Raw genomic sequence first — 18,094 nt, 5'->3', positions numbered from 1 at the left:
ACATAGACCGCCATGGCGACCGGCCCGACGCGGTTCATTTGTCATTTACCAGAGAACCAGTAATCCATGGACTATCCAAAAAGCGTCCCCAGCGTCGGCCTGGTCGATGGCCGTTTCGTTGATGAGAACCCGGTGGCGGGCACGCCGGGGTCTTTGATTCCGGCTGCGTGGGGCAACAGCGTCACGCAGGAAATTCTCAACGCGATCAAGGCTGCCGGGTTGACGCCGGATGAAGCCAGAACCGATCAGTTGGCGACGGCGATCGGTGCCTTGGTCGATTTCACCAGACTGAAGAACACCCCGACGACTTTGAGTGGCTACGGCATTACCGATGCGGTGGGGCGGCTGTTGGCGGTCAGGCAGATCGAAAAGGTCGGTATCACGCTGTACAAGCCGAACCCCAAGGCCAGGCGGATTCTTGTCCGGCTGATCGGGGCGGGGGGCAGCGGCGGTGGATGTTCGCCGGTTGCCGCCGGTTTCCAGGGTATTGGCGGCGGCGGAGGCTCTGGAGCTTTCGCACAAAGTCTTTATGACGTGACGTCGGAAATGCTTGCAGGCGTGCCCGTTACGCTGGGTAGCGGCGGCGCTGCGAGCAATGTGATGGGGCAGGCCGGTGGCGGCGCTTCGTTCGGTACCTATATGAGCGCGGCGGGCGGTGGAGGCGGGCAGGTGCTCACTGTCGCTTCTTCAGCCACTGCGGTCGGCTTCGTTCAGGGCGGGGCCGGAGGACAAGCCGTCACCGGCGGGAATCTTGCCAACGCGCGGGGTATACCCGGTGAGTACGCGATGTACAACGGCAATTGGGGCGTTCTTTCCGGAGCAGGTGGCGCCAGCCCGTATGACGGTGGCGGTACCCGCGTGGGTGTCAATGGCGTCGGCGTCTCCGGCGGACGTGGTTCCGGTGGCAGCGGGTCCTGTTCGACCAATGCTTCAGCAGCCGTGGTGAGCGGTGCCGGCGGTAACGCCTTCTGTGAAATCTGGGAGTACGAATAATGGCTATTTATGCTCGGGTTGAGAACGGTGTGGTCGCCGAACGGATCGACACCGGTGACTACGTCATCAGCCAGCTGTTTGCACCGTCCTTTGTCCAGTCGATGGTTCTGGTTCCAGACGACCAGCAAATCGAAATCGGCGCGCCGCTCGACACGACCCCGGCCGCAGATGAACCATCGTCGGCAGCGCAACACTCAGTGAGCCTTCAGACATCCACCCGTGCAGAAACAGAATCTGCGACATCCGCACGCGGCTGGCGCCAGGCATCGCTGGCAGCGACCGAATGGCTGGTCACTCGTCATCGTGACGAGCAGGCGCTGGGACGCGGCACCCATCTTCGGGCCGCGCAATATCTGCAACTGCTCGAATATCGTCAGGCGCTGCGCGACTGGCCTGGTTCGCCAAGCTTTCCGGCGATGAATTCCCGGCCGGCAGTGCCGCAGTGGCTGGCTCATTCGATCGATTGAGTCGCCGCACAATTTCAATCAAGGAGATGAACATTGGACTATCCCAAAAGCGTGCCCAGTGTCGGGTTGGTCAATGGCCAATTCGTTGATGAAGACGTAGTTGCCGCAACACCCGGCTCGCTGATCCCGGCGGCGTGGGGCAATGGTTTGACGCAGGAAATTCTCAACGTCGTTCAGGCGGCGGGAATGACACCCAGCGAGGCATCCAACAATCAATTGCTGGCGGCGTTACGCAGCGCGGCGTTGTTCACCACAGCAGCGCAGTTCGACAGCGGACGGTCGGCAGCTACCTGCGAGTTCGTGCAACGAGCCCTGGGCAGCTACGCCAGTTCGCGAGGCATTTACGGTGCTGCGCAATTGACGGCGGCCGATGTTGGCTGCTCGATCGGTCTGGGCGGCAATGCCGCCTACACCGTGACGCTTCCGGATGCTGCTGCGGTGCCGAGTGGCGCCACCATCAGCTTGCATTGCCGCAACAGTGCGGCGGTAACGGTGGCCAGTAAAACAGGCACGCAGATTAGCCCTCAAGGGGCGTTTCTGGCGTCGATTGTGATGAACAGTGGTGAGAGCGCGAACTTTGTCAGGGAGTCGGGGGGGTGGGTGGTGTATGGCACCGCCGGCATCAAGTATTCAGCTGCCTTCGGTGCCCAGATGAATTCGCCGGGTTATCAAAGACTGCCCAGCGGTTTGATTATGCAGTGGGTGGTCGGGGCTTCTGACGCCAACGGCAACATGACGCTATCGCTGCCAATCAGGTTTCCTTCGTCCATTTTGGGTGGCATCGCCAACGAGGCCAATCCGGCTGGCTGGAGTGCCAGCAATGCGACCGTTTGGGCATTGGACGTTGGGGCTTCGACAACATCGGTTGTGGTCGCGCGCGTGAGGAATATCGACCCGACCGGAATAAAGCCGTCGTCGGGTATTTCAGGTCGCGTGTTGGTCTGGGGATATTGAAATGACTATTTACTTTTACGCTCAGACCCTCGGTTTCGAACGGGTCGAAGGTTCGCTGACCGAAGTGCCTGAGAACGCGGTGGAAATTACCCAGGCGCAATATGCCGAGCTGTTTGCCGGGCAGGCAGCCGGTAAAAGCGTCAGCGCTAGCGCTACTGGCCAGCCTGTGCTGATCGATCCGCTTATATCTCCAATCGCGCTCGCCAGCCGGGAGCGCGCTTGGCGCAACCAGGTGCTTCAGAGCACCCAATGGCTGGTTTTGCGTGATGCCGAAGAACTGGAAACCGGCGAAGGCACGACCCTGCACGCTGAAGAGTTCAAGCAACTGCTTGCCTATCGCCAGGCGCTGCGGGACTGGCCCGATCAGCCTGAATTTCCGGATGCGCATTCGCGCCCGATTGAGCCGAACTGGCTCGGCGCTCTTACTTTATAAGGAATCAATCGTGGATTATCCGAAAAGCGTTCCCGGCGCGGGCCTGGTCAACGGCAAGTTCGTTGACGAGGACGCCGTCGCCGGTACACCCGGCTCGCTGATTCCAGCGAGTTGGGGCAACAGCGTTACGCAGGAAATACTCAGCGCGATTACCGCAGCGGGGCTGAGCCCGGACGAACAGCAGACAGATCAATTGGCTCAAGCGATTCGGCAACTGTCCAAGCCAGATCCGATGCAACACTTTCCGGTGCAGGTGTACCGCAGGAATCTGCTGATCAATGGCGGATTTGATATTTGGCAGCGCGGGACGACAAATCAGGGACCGAATGTCGGCGGCTACGTGGCTGATCGTTTCCGTTGTGACTGGAACGGCAATGCTGCGGTAAATATTTCTCGCCAGGATTTCGCGCCAGGCCAATCCGAAGTGTCGGGCGAGCCCGCTTGTTTTTTGCGTTGGCAGCAGACAACAGCCGGTGTCGGTTCCACTGAACACAAAATTTCTCAATATGTCGAGTCGGTCAGAACACTGGCCGGTAAAACCGCCACCGTGACTTTTTGGGCACGCTCCGATGCTGCGCGACCGCTGAAGATATTCATAACCCAGTACTTCGGAACTGGTGGCTCGGAGCCGGTGATGAAAGCGGTCGAGGTCTTTCAATTGACCACGGCTTGGACCAGGTACACGGCTACCTTTCAGGTACCTGTGATCGCCGGAAAAATGCTCGGTGCCAATGATTGTCTGAGGCTGAGTTTCGATCTCCCGCTAAATGTGATTCAAACGGTTGACCTGGCAAGAATTCAGCTGGAAGAAGGGCCGGTTGCTACCCCCTTCGAGATCCGTCCACCTGCGGAAGAGCTGATGTTATGTCAGCGCTACTTCGAGAAGTCTTTTGCAAGCCGCTTGCCTATTCGGACAAACAACGGCCCAAGTACCTGTATCGCTACGTTCACCCAGGCCGCTGCCTCGAAGTCGCCCCAGTCCGGGATGGCGGTAACCATGCTGGTTCAGAAGCGCGTTCAGCCTACGGTCAGGATGTATTGCCCCGGCGAGGCCAGCGGTGAAATCTGGAATTATTCACTTATAAAAGCATACACTGGATCCATCGTGCAGAGTGTGACCGAGCGCAGTTTTGCCTTTGGCACAACGACGCCGGTCGACAGTGTTCCCGGACAGATACTGCAAATCGAATGGACAGCTGATGCCGAGCTCTAGGAGAAACCATGAATTATCAATTGACTGGATGCGGCGTACTTAGGCTGAGCGATGGAGCGTATATCCCGCAAGATACAACAAATCGCGATTGGCTTGAGTATCAGCAGTGGCTGTTATCGGGCGGCCAAGTATTGCCGGCCAATGAACCGCCAAACAACCCTGCATTGAACAGCCCTCTGAAAACTCTGGCAAATAAATGGCTGGCACGCAGCACCCGCCAGCCGTGATTCAATCAGGATCAATCCAGGGAGGATCAAGCATTATGCAAATAACCGAAAACAACCTTATCGACATCATGCCCAGCGCCCGCTCCCAAGCGGGCGTTTTTGTTTCTGCACTCAACAACGCCATGGCGCGTCGTCGCATCGATACGCCCAAGCGCATCGCCGCGTTTCTTGCGCAAGTCGGCCACGAATCCGGACAGTTGCGTTATGTGCGCGAACTGGGCGACAACCAATACCTGAGCAAATACGACACCGGCACATTGGCGCTGCGTCTGGGCAACACCCCGGAAGCCGACGGTGACGGACAAAAATATCGCGGTCGCGGATTGATCCAGATTACTGGCCGTTCGAATTACCGGCAGTGCAGCCTCGGCCTGTTCGGCGATGAACGTCTGTTGTCCTTGCCCGAGCTGCTTGAACAGCCACAGTGGGCGGCCGAGTCTGCAGCATGGTTCTGGGAGCAGAAGGGCCTGAATGAACTGGCCGACCGTGATCAGTTCAACACCATTACCCGACGCATAAACGGCGGGTTGAACGGTTTGCAGGATCGCCTGGACATCTGGGCGCGGTCGAGGGCGGTGTTATGCCAATCCCCTGGCGAGTGATTGGCATTGCATGGCTGGCCGCCGGTGCTTTTGCGGCTGCCTGGCAATTTCAGGACTGGCGTTACGGCCGGCAACTGGCCGAGCAGTCACGGTTAAACGCTGAGGCCGTCAATCAACAGAACCTCGCCGCTGCCACCGCGCAACAGGCCGAGCAGGATAAACGCCTGGCGCTGGAGCAGCGCCTCGCGACCAGTGAACAAACCCATTTTCGAGCGCTGAGCGATGCCCAACGTGATCAGGATCGCCTGCGCGATCGTCTTGCTACTGCTGATGTGCGCCTGTCAGTCCTTCTCGACGCCGGCGACATTACCCCAGGCTGCAACCTGCCAGCCACCGCCGGTGCCGGCAGCGTGGATCATGCAACCGTACGCGCCCGACTTGACCCGACGCATGCTCAACGAATTGTCGCCATCACCGACACCGGCGACCGTGGATTGATTGCCTTGCAGGCCTGTCAGGCCTATGTCAGAGCGCTGGCGCCTGCACATTTTGAATGATTCTGTGTATTGAAAGAGCAACCGGCTCGTGTACGGTGGTACGCATTCCACACGATCCGGAGTGCGCCGTGAAAGAGATCACCCAACTGGCCGCCGAACTTGGCCGACGTCTGCAAGTGCTCAATGCTCATGTGACGACTGCCGAGTCCTGTACCGGCGGCGGTATCGCCGAAGCAATCACCCGGGTTCCGGGGAGTTCGGCGTGGTTCGAGGCCGGTTACGTGACTTATTCAAACCGGCAGAAGACCCAGCAACTGGATGTGCCGGCCGAGCTGTTCGAGACGGTGGGGGCGGTCAGTCGCGAGGTGGTCGAGGCGATGGCGCGTGGCGCACAGGATAAAAGTCTGGCGCGTTTTGCCGTGGCGGTCAGCGGTGTGGCCGGGCCGGACGGCGGCTCGCCGAACAAACCGGTCGGCACGGTGTGGCTGGCATGGGCAGTGGGTGATGCGCTTTCCAGCGAGGTTCAGCACTTTTCCGGCAACCGCGACGAGGTCCGCCGACAAACGGTGAAGGCCGCGCTAGAGGGGCTGTTGCGACTAGCGGCACGAGAAATCGAAAATCAGGGGTAGGCGATCTTCGAACGCTGTGGAATAATACTGGCTACTTATACAGGTGTTGGCCGTCAGGCCTTATTGATTACGTGAGGACTTTAATGGACGACAACAAGAAGAAAGCCTTGGCTGCGGCCCTGGGTCAGATCGAACGTCAATTCGGCAAGGGTGCCGTAATGCGTATGGGCGATCAGGACCGTCAGGCGATCCCGGCCATCTCCACTGGCTCTCTGGGTCTGGACATTGCACTCGGCATCGGCGGCCTGCCAAAAGGTCGTATCGTTGAAATCTACGGTCCTGAATCTTCCGGTAAAACCACGCTGACGCTGTCGGTGATCGCCCAGGCGCAAAAAGCCGGCGCGACCTGCGCATTCGTCGACGCCGAACACGCCCTCGATCCCGAGTATGCCGGCAAACTGGGCGTCAACGTCGACGACCTGCTGGTTTCCCAGCCGGATACCGGCGAACAGGCACTGGAAATCACCGACATGCTGGTGCGCTCCAATGCCGTTGACGTGATCATCGTCGACTCCGTGGCTGCACTGGTGCCGAAGGCTGAAATCGAAGGCGAAATGGGTGACATGCACGTGGGCCTGCAAGCCCGTCTGATGTCCCAGGCGCTGCGTAAGATCACCGGTAATATCAAGAACGCCAACTGCCTGGTGATCTTCATCAACCAGATCCGCATGAAGATCGGCGTGATGTTCGGTAGCCCGGAAACCACCACCGGTGGTAACGCGCTGAAGTTCTACGCCTCTGTTCGTCTCGACATCCGCCGTACCGGCGCGGTGAAGGAAGGCGACGAAGTGGTCGGCAGCGAAACCCGCGTCAAGGTTGTGAAGAACAAGGTCGCTTCGCCGTTCCGTCAGGCTGAATTCCAGATTCTTTACGGCAAGGGCATCTACCTCAACGGCGAGATGATCGACCTGGGCGTACTGCACGGTTTCGTCGAAAAATCCGGCGCCTGGTATGCCTACGAAGGCACCAAGATCGGTCAGGGCAAGGCCAACTCGGCCAAGTTCCTGGCGGACAACCCGGAAATCGCCGCGAAGCTCGAGAAGCAACTGCGTGACAAGCTGCTGTCGCCAGCAGTGATTGCCGACTCCAAGGCTTCTGCTGTCAAGGAAACCGAAGACGATCTGGCTGACGCTGATATCTGATAGCAGCGATGACCACCGTCGTACTCGATACACTCGTCGCAGTGCGACGAACCGCCATGGACCTGCTCGCACGTCGCGAGCATGGTCGAGTCGAGCTGACGCGCAAGTTGCGTCAGCGCGGCGCTGAAGCGGAGATGATCGAAACAGCCCTCGACCGATTGACGGAGGAGGGGCTGCTTTCCGAAGCCCGTTACCTGGAAAGCTTTGTTTCCTATCGTGCCCGTTCCGGCTATGGCCCTCTGCGGATTCGTGAGGAGCTTAGCCAGCGCGGTCTACAGCGTGCCGATATCGAACTCGCCCTGCGCGAAAGTGGTATCAACTGGCAGGAGCAACTTCAGGAAACCTGGCGGCGCAAGTTCTCCGGACATCTACCGATTGATGCGAAAGAACGGGCCAAACAAGGCCGGTTCCTGGCATATCGGGGATTTTCGATGGAGATGATCAACCGCTTGTTCAGCGGTCGAGGGATGGACGATTAGAACGATTCGATAAAAAACGGCCCGCTATGAAAATAGCGGGCCGTTTTTTTTGCCCTCAAATTGCCTTCGAAGATTCCCGGCTTCGCTGCGAGGGCTGTGGTTGGGAATGAGCCCAGTTTTCCGGCAGGTTTATATAATCAATCAATTCCCTCAGACGCCCGTGGGTGCGAGCGTTAAAGGCGAACGCCAGCCGCGCCAGATGGCTGAATTGGGCATCATCGTGCTCTTCGCCGGCATAGGCGTGTTGATGAAACCGGTCGCTCAGGCACAGGTCGGCAAAGGCATCCTGCATATGTTCCATTGCCTGATCGCTGAGCTTGTGATTCATACGGATCACGAACTGGCGCTTGAGCCAGCGACTGGAGTGGAAGTTGCTGTAGAACTGATTGATCTGCTCCACCGCCTCATCGACGCTGAAAACCAACCGCATCAACTTCATGTCGGTCGGCAGGATGTAGCGGTTGGCCTCCAGTTGCTGGCGAATGAAATCCATTGCGCCCTGCCAGAATGTGCCGCCCGGTGTATCAAGCAGTACCACCGGGACCAAGGGGCTCTTACCCGTCTGGATCAGCGTCAGCACTTCCAGCGCTTCATCCAGCGTACCGAAACCGCCCGGGCATAGAACCAGCGCATCAGCTTCTTTGACGAAGAACAGCTTGCGGGTAAAGAAGAAGTGGAACGGCAGCAGATTGCCGGTGCCGTCCACGGTCGGGTTGGCGTGTTGCTCGAAGGGCAGGGTGATGTTGAAGCCGAGGCTGTGATCGCGACCGGCCCCTTCGTGGGCGGCGGCCATGATGCCGCCACCAGCACCGGTGATCACCATCATGTCGGAACGCGCCAGTGCGGCGCCGAGCTCACGGGCCATCGCATACAGCGGATGTTCAAGCGGCGTGCGCGCCGAGCCGAACACCGTGACCTTGCGTCGCCCCTTGAATTGTTCGAGCACGCGAAAGGCCTGCTCCAGTTCACGCAGGGCCTGCAGGGTGATCTTGGCGTTCCAGCGGTTGTGGTCGTCCTGGGCCATGCGCAGCACGGTCAGGATCATGTCGCGGTAGATCGGAAGGTTCGGGCTGTTGGGTGAAACGCGGTTGAGTTGTTCTTCGACCTTGCTGATGAGGTCGGGGCCGCTTTCCTGAAAATGACGACTCAAGAGGTCATTCGGTTGGTAAGGCATTCAATGTCTCCTTTATGCACAGAGCGGATGGCCCTGACGAGCGGCGTCAGTGCCGCGCTGCAAAAACACACCTCTGGGCAGTTCCTTGGCTGCCGTCAACAGATGATCGGGAATACTCTGAATCTAGACCTTCGCACGGCATTACGCTGCGACTTCTTTTGTAAGCAACACAGAATGGCTCAGCGCGAAGCGCTACCGCTCGTCCGAACGCGTACCGGGCCGTCAGCGCTCTGATTAACTGATTTACAGGCGTTATGCGACAACTTCGCACCAATCAGGTACGCAAGTGACAGGCTATTGAAGGATTTGCAGGTGGCATGGAGGCGGGACACATGGCCAGAGTAGTTCTGGAAATCGATACGCAACTGTATCGAATGTTGCTGGCAGCGGCCGAGACTAACCAGATCAGTCTCGAAGAGGAGTGTTGTCGACGTCTGGCCGGCGGCGAACGCCGTTCTCAGTATCTGCAGGCCTTGCTGGCCGAATTGCGCGCCGAGGATGAACAGCGGCGCGCCAATGCGTCGTGATTACTTCTTCTTCGCCGGGGCAGCTTTCGGGCAGTCGGATTCCTGATAGCTCGCGGAGCCGATCGCCTTGTTGGTTTTCACTTCGGTGAAGTCGTAACGCATGATCGCGCCCTTGGCCATCAGCTTGCGGTACGACGGGTTGTTGCACACCGAAGCGCCTAACTGGAAATACACGGCTTTGGGGTCAGCACGCATTTTGTCGGCGTGGCTCTTCTGCACGCTCAGGTGATTGATCAACTGAGTGCCTTCAACGGTGTAGCCCTGATCAAGGATATCTTCATTGATTCCCCGAGGCGTGCCGACGCTGCTCTGGGCGGCGACGTTGCGCAGCTCTCTGTTCAGATTCTGCTCACTCAGGGACGCTGCCTGAGCGGTGAAGGACGACGCCAGCAGAATGGCAGCGGTGGGAACGATAAGGCGCAGCATGAAACTCTCCTGGTTCAGTGACTGGTGGTTCGACCCGTCACGTGACTGTGCGTTCAGTGGCGGCGAATTATAGGGGAGCCGGTCGGGAGGGTACAGGCTTGTGCTTCTCGCTCTGGTAAACTGCCGGCCTTTATTGCCCTGCCGAGTGTTGTTCGTGTCGAGTTTCCCTGCCTGCCGACGTTGCCTGCGATGAACCATGCCCCCAACGCCGTAGCCCGTCTGCGCGATCAGCGTGAAGATGAAGGCATCAAGCCGATTCAGGCTCGGGGCTTTCGCTCCGAGCGGTGCCGCGACTGCCGGGTGATCATCAGCCATTGCCTGTGTGCCTGGCGGCCGACTGTCGAAACCCGTTCGGGCGTGTGCCTGATCATGACCGGTAAAGAAGTGTTCAAACCCAGCAACACCGGTTGGCTGATTGCTGATGTGGTGCGCGACAACCATGCGTTCATCTGGTCGCGCACCGAGCCAGACCCGCAGTTGCTGGCATTGCTCAACGATCCGCAATGGCAGCCGTATCTGGTGTTTCCCGGCGAGTATGTCGAGCCGTCGCGAGTGACCAACACGGTTGCCGCCGATACCAGCAAGCGCCCGCTGTTCATCCTGCTGGATGCGACCTGGACCGAAGCGCGGAAGATTTTCCGCAAGAGTCCGTATTTCGATCGACTGCCGATCTTGAGCCTGTTGCCTGACAAACTGTCGCGCTACCGCTTGCGCCGCTCGACCCGCAGCGAGCATCTGTGCACCGCAGAAGTGGCGGCGTTGTGTCTGGAACTGGCCGGTGATGCGGATGCCGCTTCGGCGCTGGACGCGTATTTCGACGTGTTCAGCCAGCATTACCTCGGCGCCAAGCAGCAACTGGACAAGAACGAGTCGACGCCGGCCCATGCCGAGTTGCAGCGCTATATACCAAAGCCGCAGGCGGAGTTGGCGCAATAGTGGCCCATACTGTACAAACCAGCGGCCGCGCTGCTTGACCACCCTGTCCTGGCTGGGCATGCTTGGCGCCGTTCTGGGTGCGGCCAAGGTTTGAAACGCCGTGTTTGCTGTTGATTGGCGTTGAACGTGCCCCTGTGGATATCGCTTGCAAGCGGCATCTCGAGTTGCTTTGGTCTGGCCGGAATGCACCGGCCGGCCATCAAAAACAGGATCATTTGAAAAATGGCCACATACGACATCCTGATTGCCGATGATCACCCCCTGTTTCGCAGCGCCCTGCATCAAGCGGTGACGCTGGGCCTCGGCCCGGATGTGCGGCTGGTGGAAGTGGCGAGCATCGCCGAACTGGAAACCCGCCTGACCGAAAAGGCTGATTGGGATCTGGTCCTGCTGGACCTGAACATGCCCGGCGCCTACGGTTTTTCCGGATTGGTCTTGCTGCGCGGGCAATACCCGCAGATTCCGGTGGTGATGGTGTCGGCCCAGGAAGAAGCTTCGGTGATGGTCAAATCCCGCGAGTTCGGTGCCAGCGGCTTTATCCCCAAGTCCAGCGATCTGAGCGTGATTCAGCAAGCCGTGCGCAAAGTCCTCGATGGCGACGTGTTCTGGCCGCCACAAGCGTTCGAAGCGGTGAGCGTTTCCGACGAAGCCAAAGCCGCCAGCGATGGCCTCGCCAGCCTGACACCGCAGCAGTTTCGCGTACTGACCATGGTCTGCGAAGGCCTGCTGAACAAGCAGATTGCCTATGAGCTGAGTGTGTCGGAAGCGACCATCAAGGCCCACGTCACGGCGATCTTCCGCAAATTGAATGTGCGCACCCGCACGCAAGCGGCTTTACTGCTGCAACAACTTGAGTCAATTCCGAGCCAGTGATGGCTGGCGGTTTCACGCTTTTTTGACTTTCGTTGATCTAGCTTCCCCACTCCTTTTTGGTTGGTCTTTTCCATATGTCACCTTTCAAGGGCCAGACCGGCCTGAAACGTATCCTCAACGCCTCCGGTTATTCGCTTGATGGCCTGCGCGCGGCCTTCACCGGCGAAGCGGCGTTTCGCCAATTGGTGCTGCTCAATGTCGTGCTGGTCCCGTTGACGTTCTTTTTGAACGTCAGCCGTGTTGAACAAGCGGTATTGATCGCCGTGTGTCTGCTGGCGCTGATCGTCGAGCTGTTGAACTCGGCGGTGGAAGCGGCCATTGACCGCATCTCGCTGGAACTGCACCCGCTGTCGAAGAACGCCAAGGACATGGGCAGCGCCGCGCAATTCGTGGCATTGAGCATGATCGCGCTGGTGTGGGCGGTGATTCTGCTTTAAGCGATGGTCGGCAAAACGATCTCATCGCTGCGCTGCACCCCGGCGGTGAACGCGCGGCACAGTTCGAGAAACTCGCGCATGGCCGAGGTCTGATACTTCTGCTTGTGCCAGATGAAGTAAAACTGCCGGGCCAGATCCAGGTCCGGCGTTTCCACCGGCACCAGGCTGCCGCGACGAAACGCGTCACGCAGCGCCAGACGTGAAATGCAGCCAATCCCCAGCCCTGACTCCACCGCGCGTTTGATTGCTTCGGTGTGCTCCAGCTCCAGACGGATATTCAGCGCACTACGGTGGTGGCGCATGGCTTGATCGAAGGTCAGGCGCGTGCCGGAACCCTGTTCCCGCAGAATCCACGCCTCGTGGGTCAGCTCTTCCATGCTCGCGCTGCCGCGTTGCGCCAGCGGATGCTGCGGCGCGCAGAAGACCACCAGCTCATCCTCGACCCAGCTCTGCACTTCGATATCCGGGTGGCTGCAATCGCCTTCGATCAGACCCAGATCAATTTCATAATGCGCGACTTGTTGCACGATATTGGCAGTGTTTTGCACGTGCAGCTTCACCTGGCTTTCCGGGTGGCGTTGCATGAAGCTGCCGATCAGCAGGGTGGCCAGGTAGTTGCCAATGGTCAGCGTCGCCCCCACTGATAAAGAGCCGAAACCGGATTTACCGTTGAGCAGGTCTTCGATTTCCTTGGCCTGATCGAGCAGGGCCACCGCTTGCGGCAACAGCTGTTTGCCCAAGGCGTTGAGGCTCAGCCGTTTGCCGGCGCGATCGAACAGCTGGCAGCTGGACTGGCGCTCGAGTTCGGTAATCGACGTGCTGGCCGCCGACTGCGAGAGGTTGAGCAGACCCGCAGCACGGGATACGCTTTCCTGCTGGGCGACGGCGACGAAGACTTGCAGTTGACGGAGAGTAAATCGCATATCGATATAACCGATAACCCTTATCTTAATAATCCAGTTAACAGATATTGTCGTCGCTATTAGAATGCGATGCAATTGCGCGCTATGGCCTTGGTGGGCCTGCGCAGACCCAATCTCCAGGAGTCAAACGTACATGAGCAACATGAACCACGAGCGTGTCCTCAGTGTTCATCACTGGAACGACACTCTGTTCAGCTTCAAGTGCACCCGCGATCCGGGTTTGCGCTTCGAGAACGGTCAGTTCGTGATGATCGGCCTGCAGCAGCCCAACGGCCGCCCGCTTATGCGCGCTTACTCGATCGCCAGCCCGAACTGGGAAGAGCATCTGGAATTCTTCAGCATCAAGGTGCAGGACGGTCCGCTGACCTCTCAGTTGCAGCATCTGAAGGAAGGCGACGAGATCATCATCTCGAAAAAGCCTACCGGCACCCTGGTCCTTGATGACCTGAACCCGGGCAAGCACTTGTACCTGCTCAGCACCGGCACCGGCCTGGCGCCGTTCATGAGCGTGATTCAGGACCCGGAAACCTACGAGCGCTTCGAAAAAGTGATCCTGGTGCACGGCGTGCGCTACGTCAACGAAGTCGCCTACCGCGAATTCATCACCGAGCACCTGCCGCAGAACGAGTTCTTCGGCGAAGCACTGCGTGACAAGCTGATCTACTACCCGACCGTGACTCGCGAGCCGTTCGAGAATCAGGGTCGTCTGACTGACTTGATGCGCAGCGGCAAGCTGTTCAGCGACATCGGCCTGCCCCCGATCAACCCGCAGGACGACCGCGCGATGATCTGCGGCAGCCCAAGCATGCTCGACGAGACCAGCGAAGTGCTCGACAGCTTCGGCCTGAAGATCTCGGCGCGGATGCGCGAGCCGGGTGATTACCTGATCGAGCGTGCGTTCGTCGAGAAGTAAACACCAAAACTGTAGGAGTGAGCCTGCTCGCGATAGCGGTGGATCAGTCAAGATGAATGTCGACTGACAGGGCCCTATCGCGAGCAGGCTCACTCTTACAGAAAAGCAAAGCCCGCGTTGCCTGAGAAGGCAGCGCGGGCTTTTGCGTTTTCGGGGTTTACGCTGAGGCGGGAATCACTTCGAGCACGCAAATCCGCTCAGGCGTCGGGTAATGCCAGCGCACATCCAGATCCCAGAATTGCGCGCCATATTCACGTTCCGGCGCCGGGGTCTGATAGGCGGGGCGTGGATCCTGTGCCAGACACTGCTCGATCAGCGCAACCAACGGCTCGCCGAGGCGCTGTGCATGGGTATGCGCCTGTTGCAGCGCGGAATCCGTCCACTGCACATCAATCAACGGCGGCGCGGCGCTGGCGATGCTGTTGGCGGCGCCGGGAATGATATCGGCGTAAGGCACATAGGGTTTGATGTCGAGCACTGGCGTGCCGTCGAGCAGATCGATGCCGGAAATGAACAGTCGATCGGCTTCGACTCGGTCGAGTTTCACGACCGATTGGCCAATGCCGTTTGGCCGGTGTGTGGCGCGGGTGGCGAACACGCCCATCGACTTGTTGCCGCCCAGCCTCGGCGGACGGACTTTCAGCCGCGGTTTGTCTTCCAGCGCTTGGTGAAAGAGGAACAGCAGCCAGACGTGGCTGACCTGTTCCAGCCCCTGCACCGCGTCACCCTGATCGAACGGCGCCACCAGTTCCAACACGCCACGGGCGGCGGGCGCCAGTTGCGGCTGACGGGGGATGGCGAATTTCTCCTTGAAGCAGGAGCGCACGAAGCCGATGGGGGAGACGCTGTAAGTCATGGTTTGCAATCGAAGCGGGGCAGGGTGGGCATGATACCCCGGCTCGCTTCAAGTCTGGTGGTGAACGGGCAGACGCCATCGCTGGCAAGCCAGCTACCACAGGTTTTGTGGAGTACACATATGATGCGAACTGCCGCGAACCCTGTGGGAGCTGGCTTGCCAGCGATAGCTACACCGCCGATCTTAAAGGCTGAACCCACCGTCGAGAGGAATGATATTGCCGGTCATGTAAGCCCCGGCCGTACTCGCCAGGCTGATCGCCAGCGCCGCCATCTCTTCCTCGCGCCCCCAGCGCTTCATTGGAATCAACGCCGTATCCTCGGCCAGCGCCTGCTCATCATTGCCGATATGCTGGGTCATCTTGCTCGGAAACCGCCCCGGCGCGATCACGTTGACGTTGATGTGCTGGCTGACCAGCTCCCGCGCCAGAATCCGCGATAACTGGTGCAGGGCGGCCTTACTCGGCCCGTAGGCATACGCCTGCTCACCAAACGAGGAAATCCCCGCCACCGAACCGATATTGATGATCCGCGCCGGATTCGCCGCCGAACCGGCCTTGCGCAACAGCGGCAGAAATTGCTGGATGCAACTGAACACCGACGTCACGTTGAGTTGCATGACCTTCTCCCAGCCCTTGACCGGGTAACTTTCCAGCGGCGCGCCCCAGGTGGTGCCGGCATTATTCACCAGAATATCCAGATGGGTAATTTGCTCGCCCAGGCGCGCAGCCAGTTCCTGCACACCTTCCTCAGTCGCTAGATTCGCCGCCACGCCATGGCAATTGCCCAAGGCGCCGAGTTCTTCAGCGGTTTGATGGCAGGCCTCGGCGTCGCGCGAGCAGACGTAGACACGGGCGCCAGCCTCGACAAAGGCTTTGGCGATCATCTTGCCGATACCACGGGTACCGCCGGTCACCAGAGCGGTGCGGCCTTGCAGGGAAAAGTAAGGGTGCATGGCGAGTCCTGAAGATTGGGGTTGAGTACACCCTAGTCGTCAGCCGCGCAAAGCGGAGCCACTATTTTCGGAGGGAATGAGGGGCCATGCGGCCAGCTTCGAGTTGCAAGCCACAAGCGGCAAGTTAAAGCGGGGCGGTAACTTGCAGCTTGCAGCTTGTAGCTGCTTTACGCTCTCACGCGAAGCGTGAGCCCTTTGAGGAAATTGCGCAGCAACTGGTCGCCGCACGGGCGGTAGTTGGTGTGGCCGACCTTGCGGAACAGCGCGCTCAGCTCAGGCTTGGACACCGGAAAATCGGCGGCCTTGAGGATCGCGTGCATGTCGTCTTCTTTTAGCTCGAAGGCCACGCGCAGCTTTTTCAGGATGATGTTGTTGGTCACCGGCACTTCGATTGGCTGCGGCGGACGGCTTTCGTCCTTGCCGCGCTTGAAGATCACCAGACCGTCGAGGAAGTGCGCGATGACTTCGTCCGGGCAGCGTACGAAACCTTCTTCGTCTTCTTCTTTCTTGTCGAGCCAGGTCACCACGTCGGCGAGGGTCACGTCCAGGCCGCCGAGTTTGATGATCTCGACAACTTTCTTGTCGCTGATGTCGAGCATGTAGCGCACGCTGCGCAGTACGTCGTTGTGAACCATGTCGGTATTCCTGATGCGTGGTGGGCAGCACTCACGGGCGCTGCCGAGATGTGTGACGGCAGTGGAAGAGTCAGAACTTCTCTTTGCCGGACAGGTAGCGCCATTGGCCGACCGGGACCTTGCCGATCGACACGCCGCCAATGCGGATGCGGCGGATGCTGACGACCTTCAGGCCGACCGCTTCGCAAAACTGCGCAATGATCCCCGGTTGCGGGTTTTTCATGGCGAAGCGCAGGCGGTTTTCGTTCTGCCAGCTGGCCTTGACCGGCGGCAGCTCCTTGCCCTTGTGGGTCAGGCCGTGCTGCAAACGATTGAGGCCATGGGCGACCATGTCGCCTTCGACCTCGACCACGTATTCCTGCTCGATCTTCGCCGCGTCGGCGGTGAGCTTGCGCAGGATTTTCCAGTCCTGGGTGAACACCAGCAAGCCGCTGGCCTTGGGCTGCAGATCGGCGCTGGCGGTCAGACGCAGGAAGTGCCCGCGAAGCGGACGTTTGCTGTAGCGGTGCTCTTCGCTGAGGGTTTCGGCGCTGAGCGATTGCATGGCGGTTTCGACGTCCATGCCGGCCGGCGCGTTGAGCAGGATGGTCACCGGCTCCGGCGCGGTGGCCTTGGCGTCCTTGTCGAGCTCGACCTTCTGCTCGCCGACCTTGAATTGCGGCTCGTCGATGACTTCGCCGTCCACGGTGACCCAGCCGCCCTCAATGAACAGCTCGGCCTCCCGGCGGGAGCAACCGACCAGTTCGATGAGGCGTTTGGAGAGGCGAATCGGGTCAGTCATGACAGGGCCGTAACAAAAAAGGGGTGAGCATTGTACCTGTGTGGCGCCGGTTAAGCCCGGTTCCATTTGCAGGCGGTGGGCAAATCCTGTGGGAGCCAGCTTGCTGGCGATGGCATCAGCGCGGTGTATCTGACCGACCGCGGTGTTTGCATCGCTAGCAGGCTAGCTCCCACAGTGCAATTGTGTTGTGTCAGGCATGACTGGAGCGCTGCTGATTCTGTCGCAAACGCATGTGCAGCAGCGGATACGGCTGGCCCATGCCATCAACCTCCGAGCGGCCGATCACTTCAAAGCCTTGCTTGAAATAGAACCCCAGCGCCTGCGGGTTCTGCTCGTTGACATCGAGTTCATCGGCGTTCAAATGCTGCATGGCGTAACTCAGCAGTTTCTTGCCCAGGCCCTGACCACGATAATCGGGATCGATGAACAGCATCTCGATCTTGCCCGCCGCAACCCCGGCAAACCCGGTGATGCGCTGCTGGGCGTCTTTGGTGCAGATCAGCATGACCGCATCCAGATAACGGGTGAGCACCAGGTTGCGCAGCAGCTCGATGTAACTGTCCGGCAGAAAATCATGAGTCGCACGGACCGAGGCCTCCCAGACCCGGGTCAGTTCCTGATAATCGCTGAGTTTCGGCGTATGGATGACCGAATGGTGACGCATGTGCGTGAGCCTCTTGTACGTTTCAAGGGAGTCCGTCCCCCGCTAAACGATAGCCGCAAAAAAGCCCCGCATCCTGGAAAAAGAGCGGGGCTTTTTGTATGGCTGGGGTGCCCGGCTGGCTGTCAGCGTCGCCAGCAATAGCTTCCCCCTCACCCCAACCCTCCCCCCCAGAGGGGGCGAGGGGGAAGGGAGCTGATCTTCAAGCTTTTCAAAATCAGCGTTCAACTCGATATTTCAAGTTACCGCAATTAGAAAGAACAACCCGATCAGTCCCCTCTCCCCCAAGGGGGGCGAGGGGAAAGGGAGCAGATCTTCATGCTTTTTCAAAATCTGCGTTTCAACTCGATATTTCAAGTTACCGCAATTAGAAAGAACAACCCGATCAGTCCCCTCTCCCTCCGGGAGAGGGTTAGGGTGAG

The 18,094-nt window shown here is 59.2% G+C and carries 24 protein-coding genes; 16 read left to right on the top strand and 8 right to left on the bottom strand.

All coding sequences use genetic code 11. The features are described from left to right. The first annotated feature begins 66 nt into the window (after positions 1-66). From J3P93_RS21585 to recX, 11 genes are all read left to right on the top strand, one after another. A complete protein-coding gene (locus tag J3P93_RS21585) occupies positions 67-993 on the top strand; it encodes a hypothetical protein (RefSeq protein ID WP_434591711.1) in 927 nt (308 codons plus the stop codon). Then, positions 993-1,460: a phage tail assembly chaperone gene (locus J3P93_RS21580; protein ID WP_434591708.1), complete on the top strand. Its 468-nt coding sequence runs from the start codon at positions 993-995 to the stop codon at positions 1,458-1,460. The genes J3P93_RS21585 and J3P93_RS21580 overlap by 1 nt, the downstream gene beginning before the upstream one ends. 33 nt (positions 1,461-1,493) lie before the next feature. Beyond that, positions 1,494-2,414 (top strand): gp53-like domain-containing protein, encoded by a 921-nt coding sequence (locus J3P93_RS21575; protein WP_434591705.1) that lies wholly within the window; start codon positions 1,494-1,496, stop codon positions 2,412-2,414. A 1-nt stretch (position 2,415) separates the two neighbouring features. After that, positions 2,416-2,847 carry a phage tail assembly chaperone gene (locus tag J3P93_RS21570; RefSeq protein WP_434591702.1) on the top strand — a complete coding sequence of 144 codons (432 nt, stop codon included), beginning with the start codon at positions 2,416-2,418 and terminating at the stop codon, positions 2,845-2,847. A 10-nt stretch (positions 2,848-2,857) separates the two neighbouring features. Beyond that, positions 2,858-4,060 carry a carbohydrate-binding protein CenC gene (locus J3P93_RS21565; protein ID WP_434591699.1) on the top strand — a complete coding sequence of 401 codons (1,203 nt, stop codon included), beginning with the start codon at positions 2,858-2,860 and terminating at the stop codon, positions 4,058-4,060. Between the two features lie 8 nt (positions 4,061-4,068). Continuing rightward, on the top strand, positions 4,069-4,287 hold the full coding sequence (locus tag J3P93_RS21560) for a hypothetical protein (RefSeq protein WP_434591696.1): 219 nt from the start codon (positions 4,069-4,071) through the stop codon (positions 4,285-4,287). Between the two features lie 35 nt (positions 4,288-4,322). After that, positions 4,323-4,889, top strand: a complete 567-nt coding sequence (locus J3P93_RS21555; protein ID WP_434591693.1) for a glycoside hydrolase family 19 protein — start codon at positions 4,323-4,325, stop codon at positions 4,887-4,889. Beyond that, positions 4,868-5,386 (top strand): lysis system i-spanin subunit Rz, encoded by a 519-nt coding sequence (locus J3P93_RS21550; protein ID WP_434591690.1) that lies wholly within the window; start codon positions 4,868-4,870, stop codon positions 5,384-5,386. Before J3P93_RS21555 ends, J3P93_RS21550 begins: the two co-directional genes overlap by 22 nt. 68 nt (positions 5,387-5,454) lie before the next feature. Further along, a complete protein-coding gene (locus J3P93_RS21545; RefSeq protein ID WP_434591688.1) occupies positions 5,455-5,955 on the top strand; it encodes a CinA family protein in 501 nt (166 codons plus the stop codon). A gap of 83 nt (positions 5,956-6,038) precedes the next feature. Continuing rightward, the gene (gene recA / locus J3P93_RS21540; protein ID WP_090282065.1) at positions 6,039-7,097 is read left to right on the top strand and encodes a recombinase RecA; all 1,059 of its coding nucleotides are present in this window, start codon (positions 6,039-6,041) and stop codon (positions 7,095-7,097) included. Between the two features lie 8 nt (positions 7,098-7,105). Then, positions 7,106-7,576 carry a recombination regulator RecX gene (gene recX, locus J3P93_RS21535; RefSeq protein ID WP_434591685.1) on the top strand — a complete coding sequence of 157 codons (471 nt, stop codon included), beginning with the start codon at positions 7,106-7,108 and terminating at the stop codon, positions 7,574-7,576. 55 nt (positions 7,577-7,631) lie between these two features. Here recX and J3P93_RS21530 read toward each other — a convergent pair whose 3' ends face one another. Then, positions 7,632-8,750 (bottom strand): TIGR00730 family Rossman fold protein, encoded by a 1,119-nt coding sequence (locus tag J3P93_RS21530; RefSeq protein WP_434591682.1) that lies wholly within the window; start codon positions 8,748-8,750, stop codon positions 7,632-7,634. A 332-nt stretch (positions 8,751-9,082) separates the two neighbouring features. On the opposite strand from J3P93_RS21530, the gene J3P93_RS21525 reads away from it, so the two are divergent. Further along, positions 9,083-9,277 (top strand): hypothetical protein, encoded by a 195-nt coding sequence (locus J3P93_RS21525; RefSeq protein ID WP_434591679.1) that lies wholly within the window; start codon positions 9,083-9,085, stop codon positions 9,275-9,277. On the opposite strand, the gene J3P93_RS21520 is transcribed toward J3P93_RS21525, so the two are convergent. After that, on the bottom strand, positions 9,278-9,703 hold the full coding sequence (locus J3P93_RS21520) for a PA3611 family quorum-sensing-regulated virulence factor (protein WP_434591676.1): 426 nt from the start codon (positions 9,701-9,703) through the stop codon (positions 9,278-9,280). It abuts the gene before it with no gap. A 189-nt stretch (positions 9,704-9,892) separates the two neighbouring features. On the opposite strand from J3P93_RS21520, the gene J3P93_RS21515 reads away from it, so the two are divergent. The 3 genes from J3P93_RS21515 (at position 9,893) to J3P93_RS21505 (ending at position 11,949) form a co-directional block, all read left to right on the top strand. Then, positions 9,893-10,639: a tRNA-uridine aminocarboxypropyltransferase gene (locus J3P93_RS21515; protein ID WP_434591673.1), complete on the top strand. Its 747-nt coding sequence runs from the start codon at positions 9,893-9,895 to the stop codon at positions 10,637-10,639. A gap of 222 nt (positions 10,640-10,861) precedes the next feature. Then, positions 10,862-11,512, top strand: a complete 651-nt coding sequence (gene erdR / locus J3P93_RS21510; protein WP_090282070.1) for a response regulator transcription factor ErdR — start codon at positions 10,862-10,864, stop codon at positions 11,510-11,512. 74 nt (positions 11,513-11,586) lie between these two features. Beyond that, the gene (locus J3P93_RS21505; protein WP_090282071.1) at positions 11,587-11,949 is read left to right on the top strand and encodes a diacylglycerol kinase; all 363 of its coding nucleotides are present in this window, start codon (positions 11,587-11,589) and stop codon (positions 11,947-11,949) included. Here J3P93_RS21505 and J3P93_RS21500 read toward each other — a convergent pair. After that, a complete protein-coding gene (locus J3P93_RS21500; protein ID WP_093104099.1) occupies positions 11,946-12,872 on the bottom strand; it encodes a LysR family transcriptional regulator in 927 nt (308 codons plus the stop codon). The two genes, J3P93_RS21505 and J3P93_RS21500, sit on opposite strands and share 4 nt — an antisense overlap. Before the next feature lie 133 nt (positions 12,873-13,005). Here J3P93_RS21500 and fpr point away from each other — a divergent pair, with 133 nt between their 5' ends. Further along, entirely contained in the window at positions 13,006-13,785 is a 780-nt protein-coding gene (gene fpr, locus J3P93_RS21495) for a ferredoxin-NADP reductase (protein WP_007908723.1), read from the top strand. 157 nt (positions 13,786-13,942) lie between these two features. On the opposite strand, the gene tsaA is transcribed toward fpr, so the two are convergent. The 5 genes from tsaA to J3P93_RS21470 all read right to left on the bottom strand — a co-directional run bounded on the left by tsaA (position 13,943) and on the right by J3P93_RS21470 (position 17,675). Continuing rightward, a complete protein-coding gene (gene tsaA / locus J3P93_RS21490) occupies positions 13,943-14,641 on the bottom strand; it encodes a tRNA (N6-threonylcarbamoyladenosine(37)-N6)-methyltransferase TrmO (RefSeq protein WP_434591667.1) in 699 nt (232 codons plus the stop codon). A 183-nt stretch (positions 14,642-14,824) separates the two neighbouring features. Then, entirely contained in the window at positions 14,825-15,595 is a 771-nt protein-coding gene (locus J3P93_RS21485; RefSeq protein ID WP_434591664.1) for an SDR family oxidoreductase, read from the bottom strand. A gap of 167 nt (positions 15,596-15,762) precedes the next feature. Next, the gene (locus J3P93_RS21480) at positions 15,763-16,230 is read right to left on the bottom strand and encodes a DUF1456 family protein (protein WP_434591662.1); all 468 of its coding nucleotides are present in this window, start codon (positions 16,228-16,230) and stop codon (positions 15,763-15,765) included. 70 nt (positions 16,231-16,300) lie between these two features. Further along, complete coding sequence (locus J3P93_RS21475; RefSeq protein WP_434591659.1) at positions 16,301-17,011, bottom strand: rRNA pseudouridine synthase; 711 nt, start codon at positions 17,009-17,011, stop codon at positions 16,301-16,303. 190 nt (positions 17,012-17,201) lie between these two features. After that, positions 17,202-17,675: a GNAT family N-acetyltransferase gene (locus tag J3P93_RS21470; protein WP_434591656.1), complete on the bottom strand. Its 474-nt coding sequence runs from the start codon at positions 17,673-17,675 to the stop codon at positions 17,202-17,204. Positions 17,676-18,094 lie beyond the last annotated feature (419 nt).

This window comes from Pseudomonas sp. R3-57 (genome assembly GCF_051132065.1).
In the GTDB taxonomy this organism is placed as follows: domain Bacteria; phylum Pseudomonadota; class Gammaproteobacteria; order Pseudomonadales; family Pseudomonadaceae; genus Aquipseudomonas.
The sequence above is the reverse complement of the archived record's forward strand: the minus strand, read 5'-3'. Positions and strand labels throughout refer to the sequence as shown.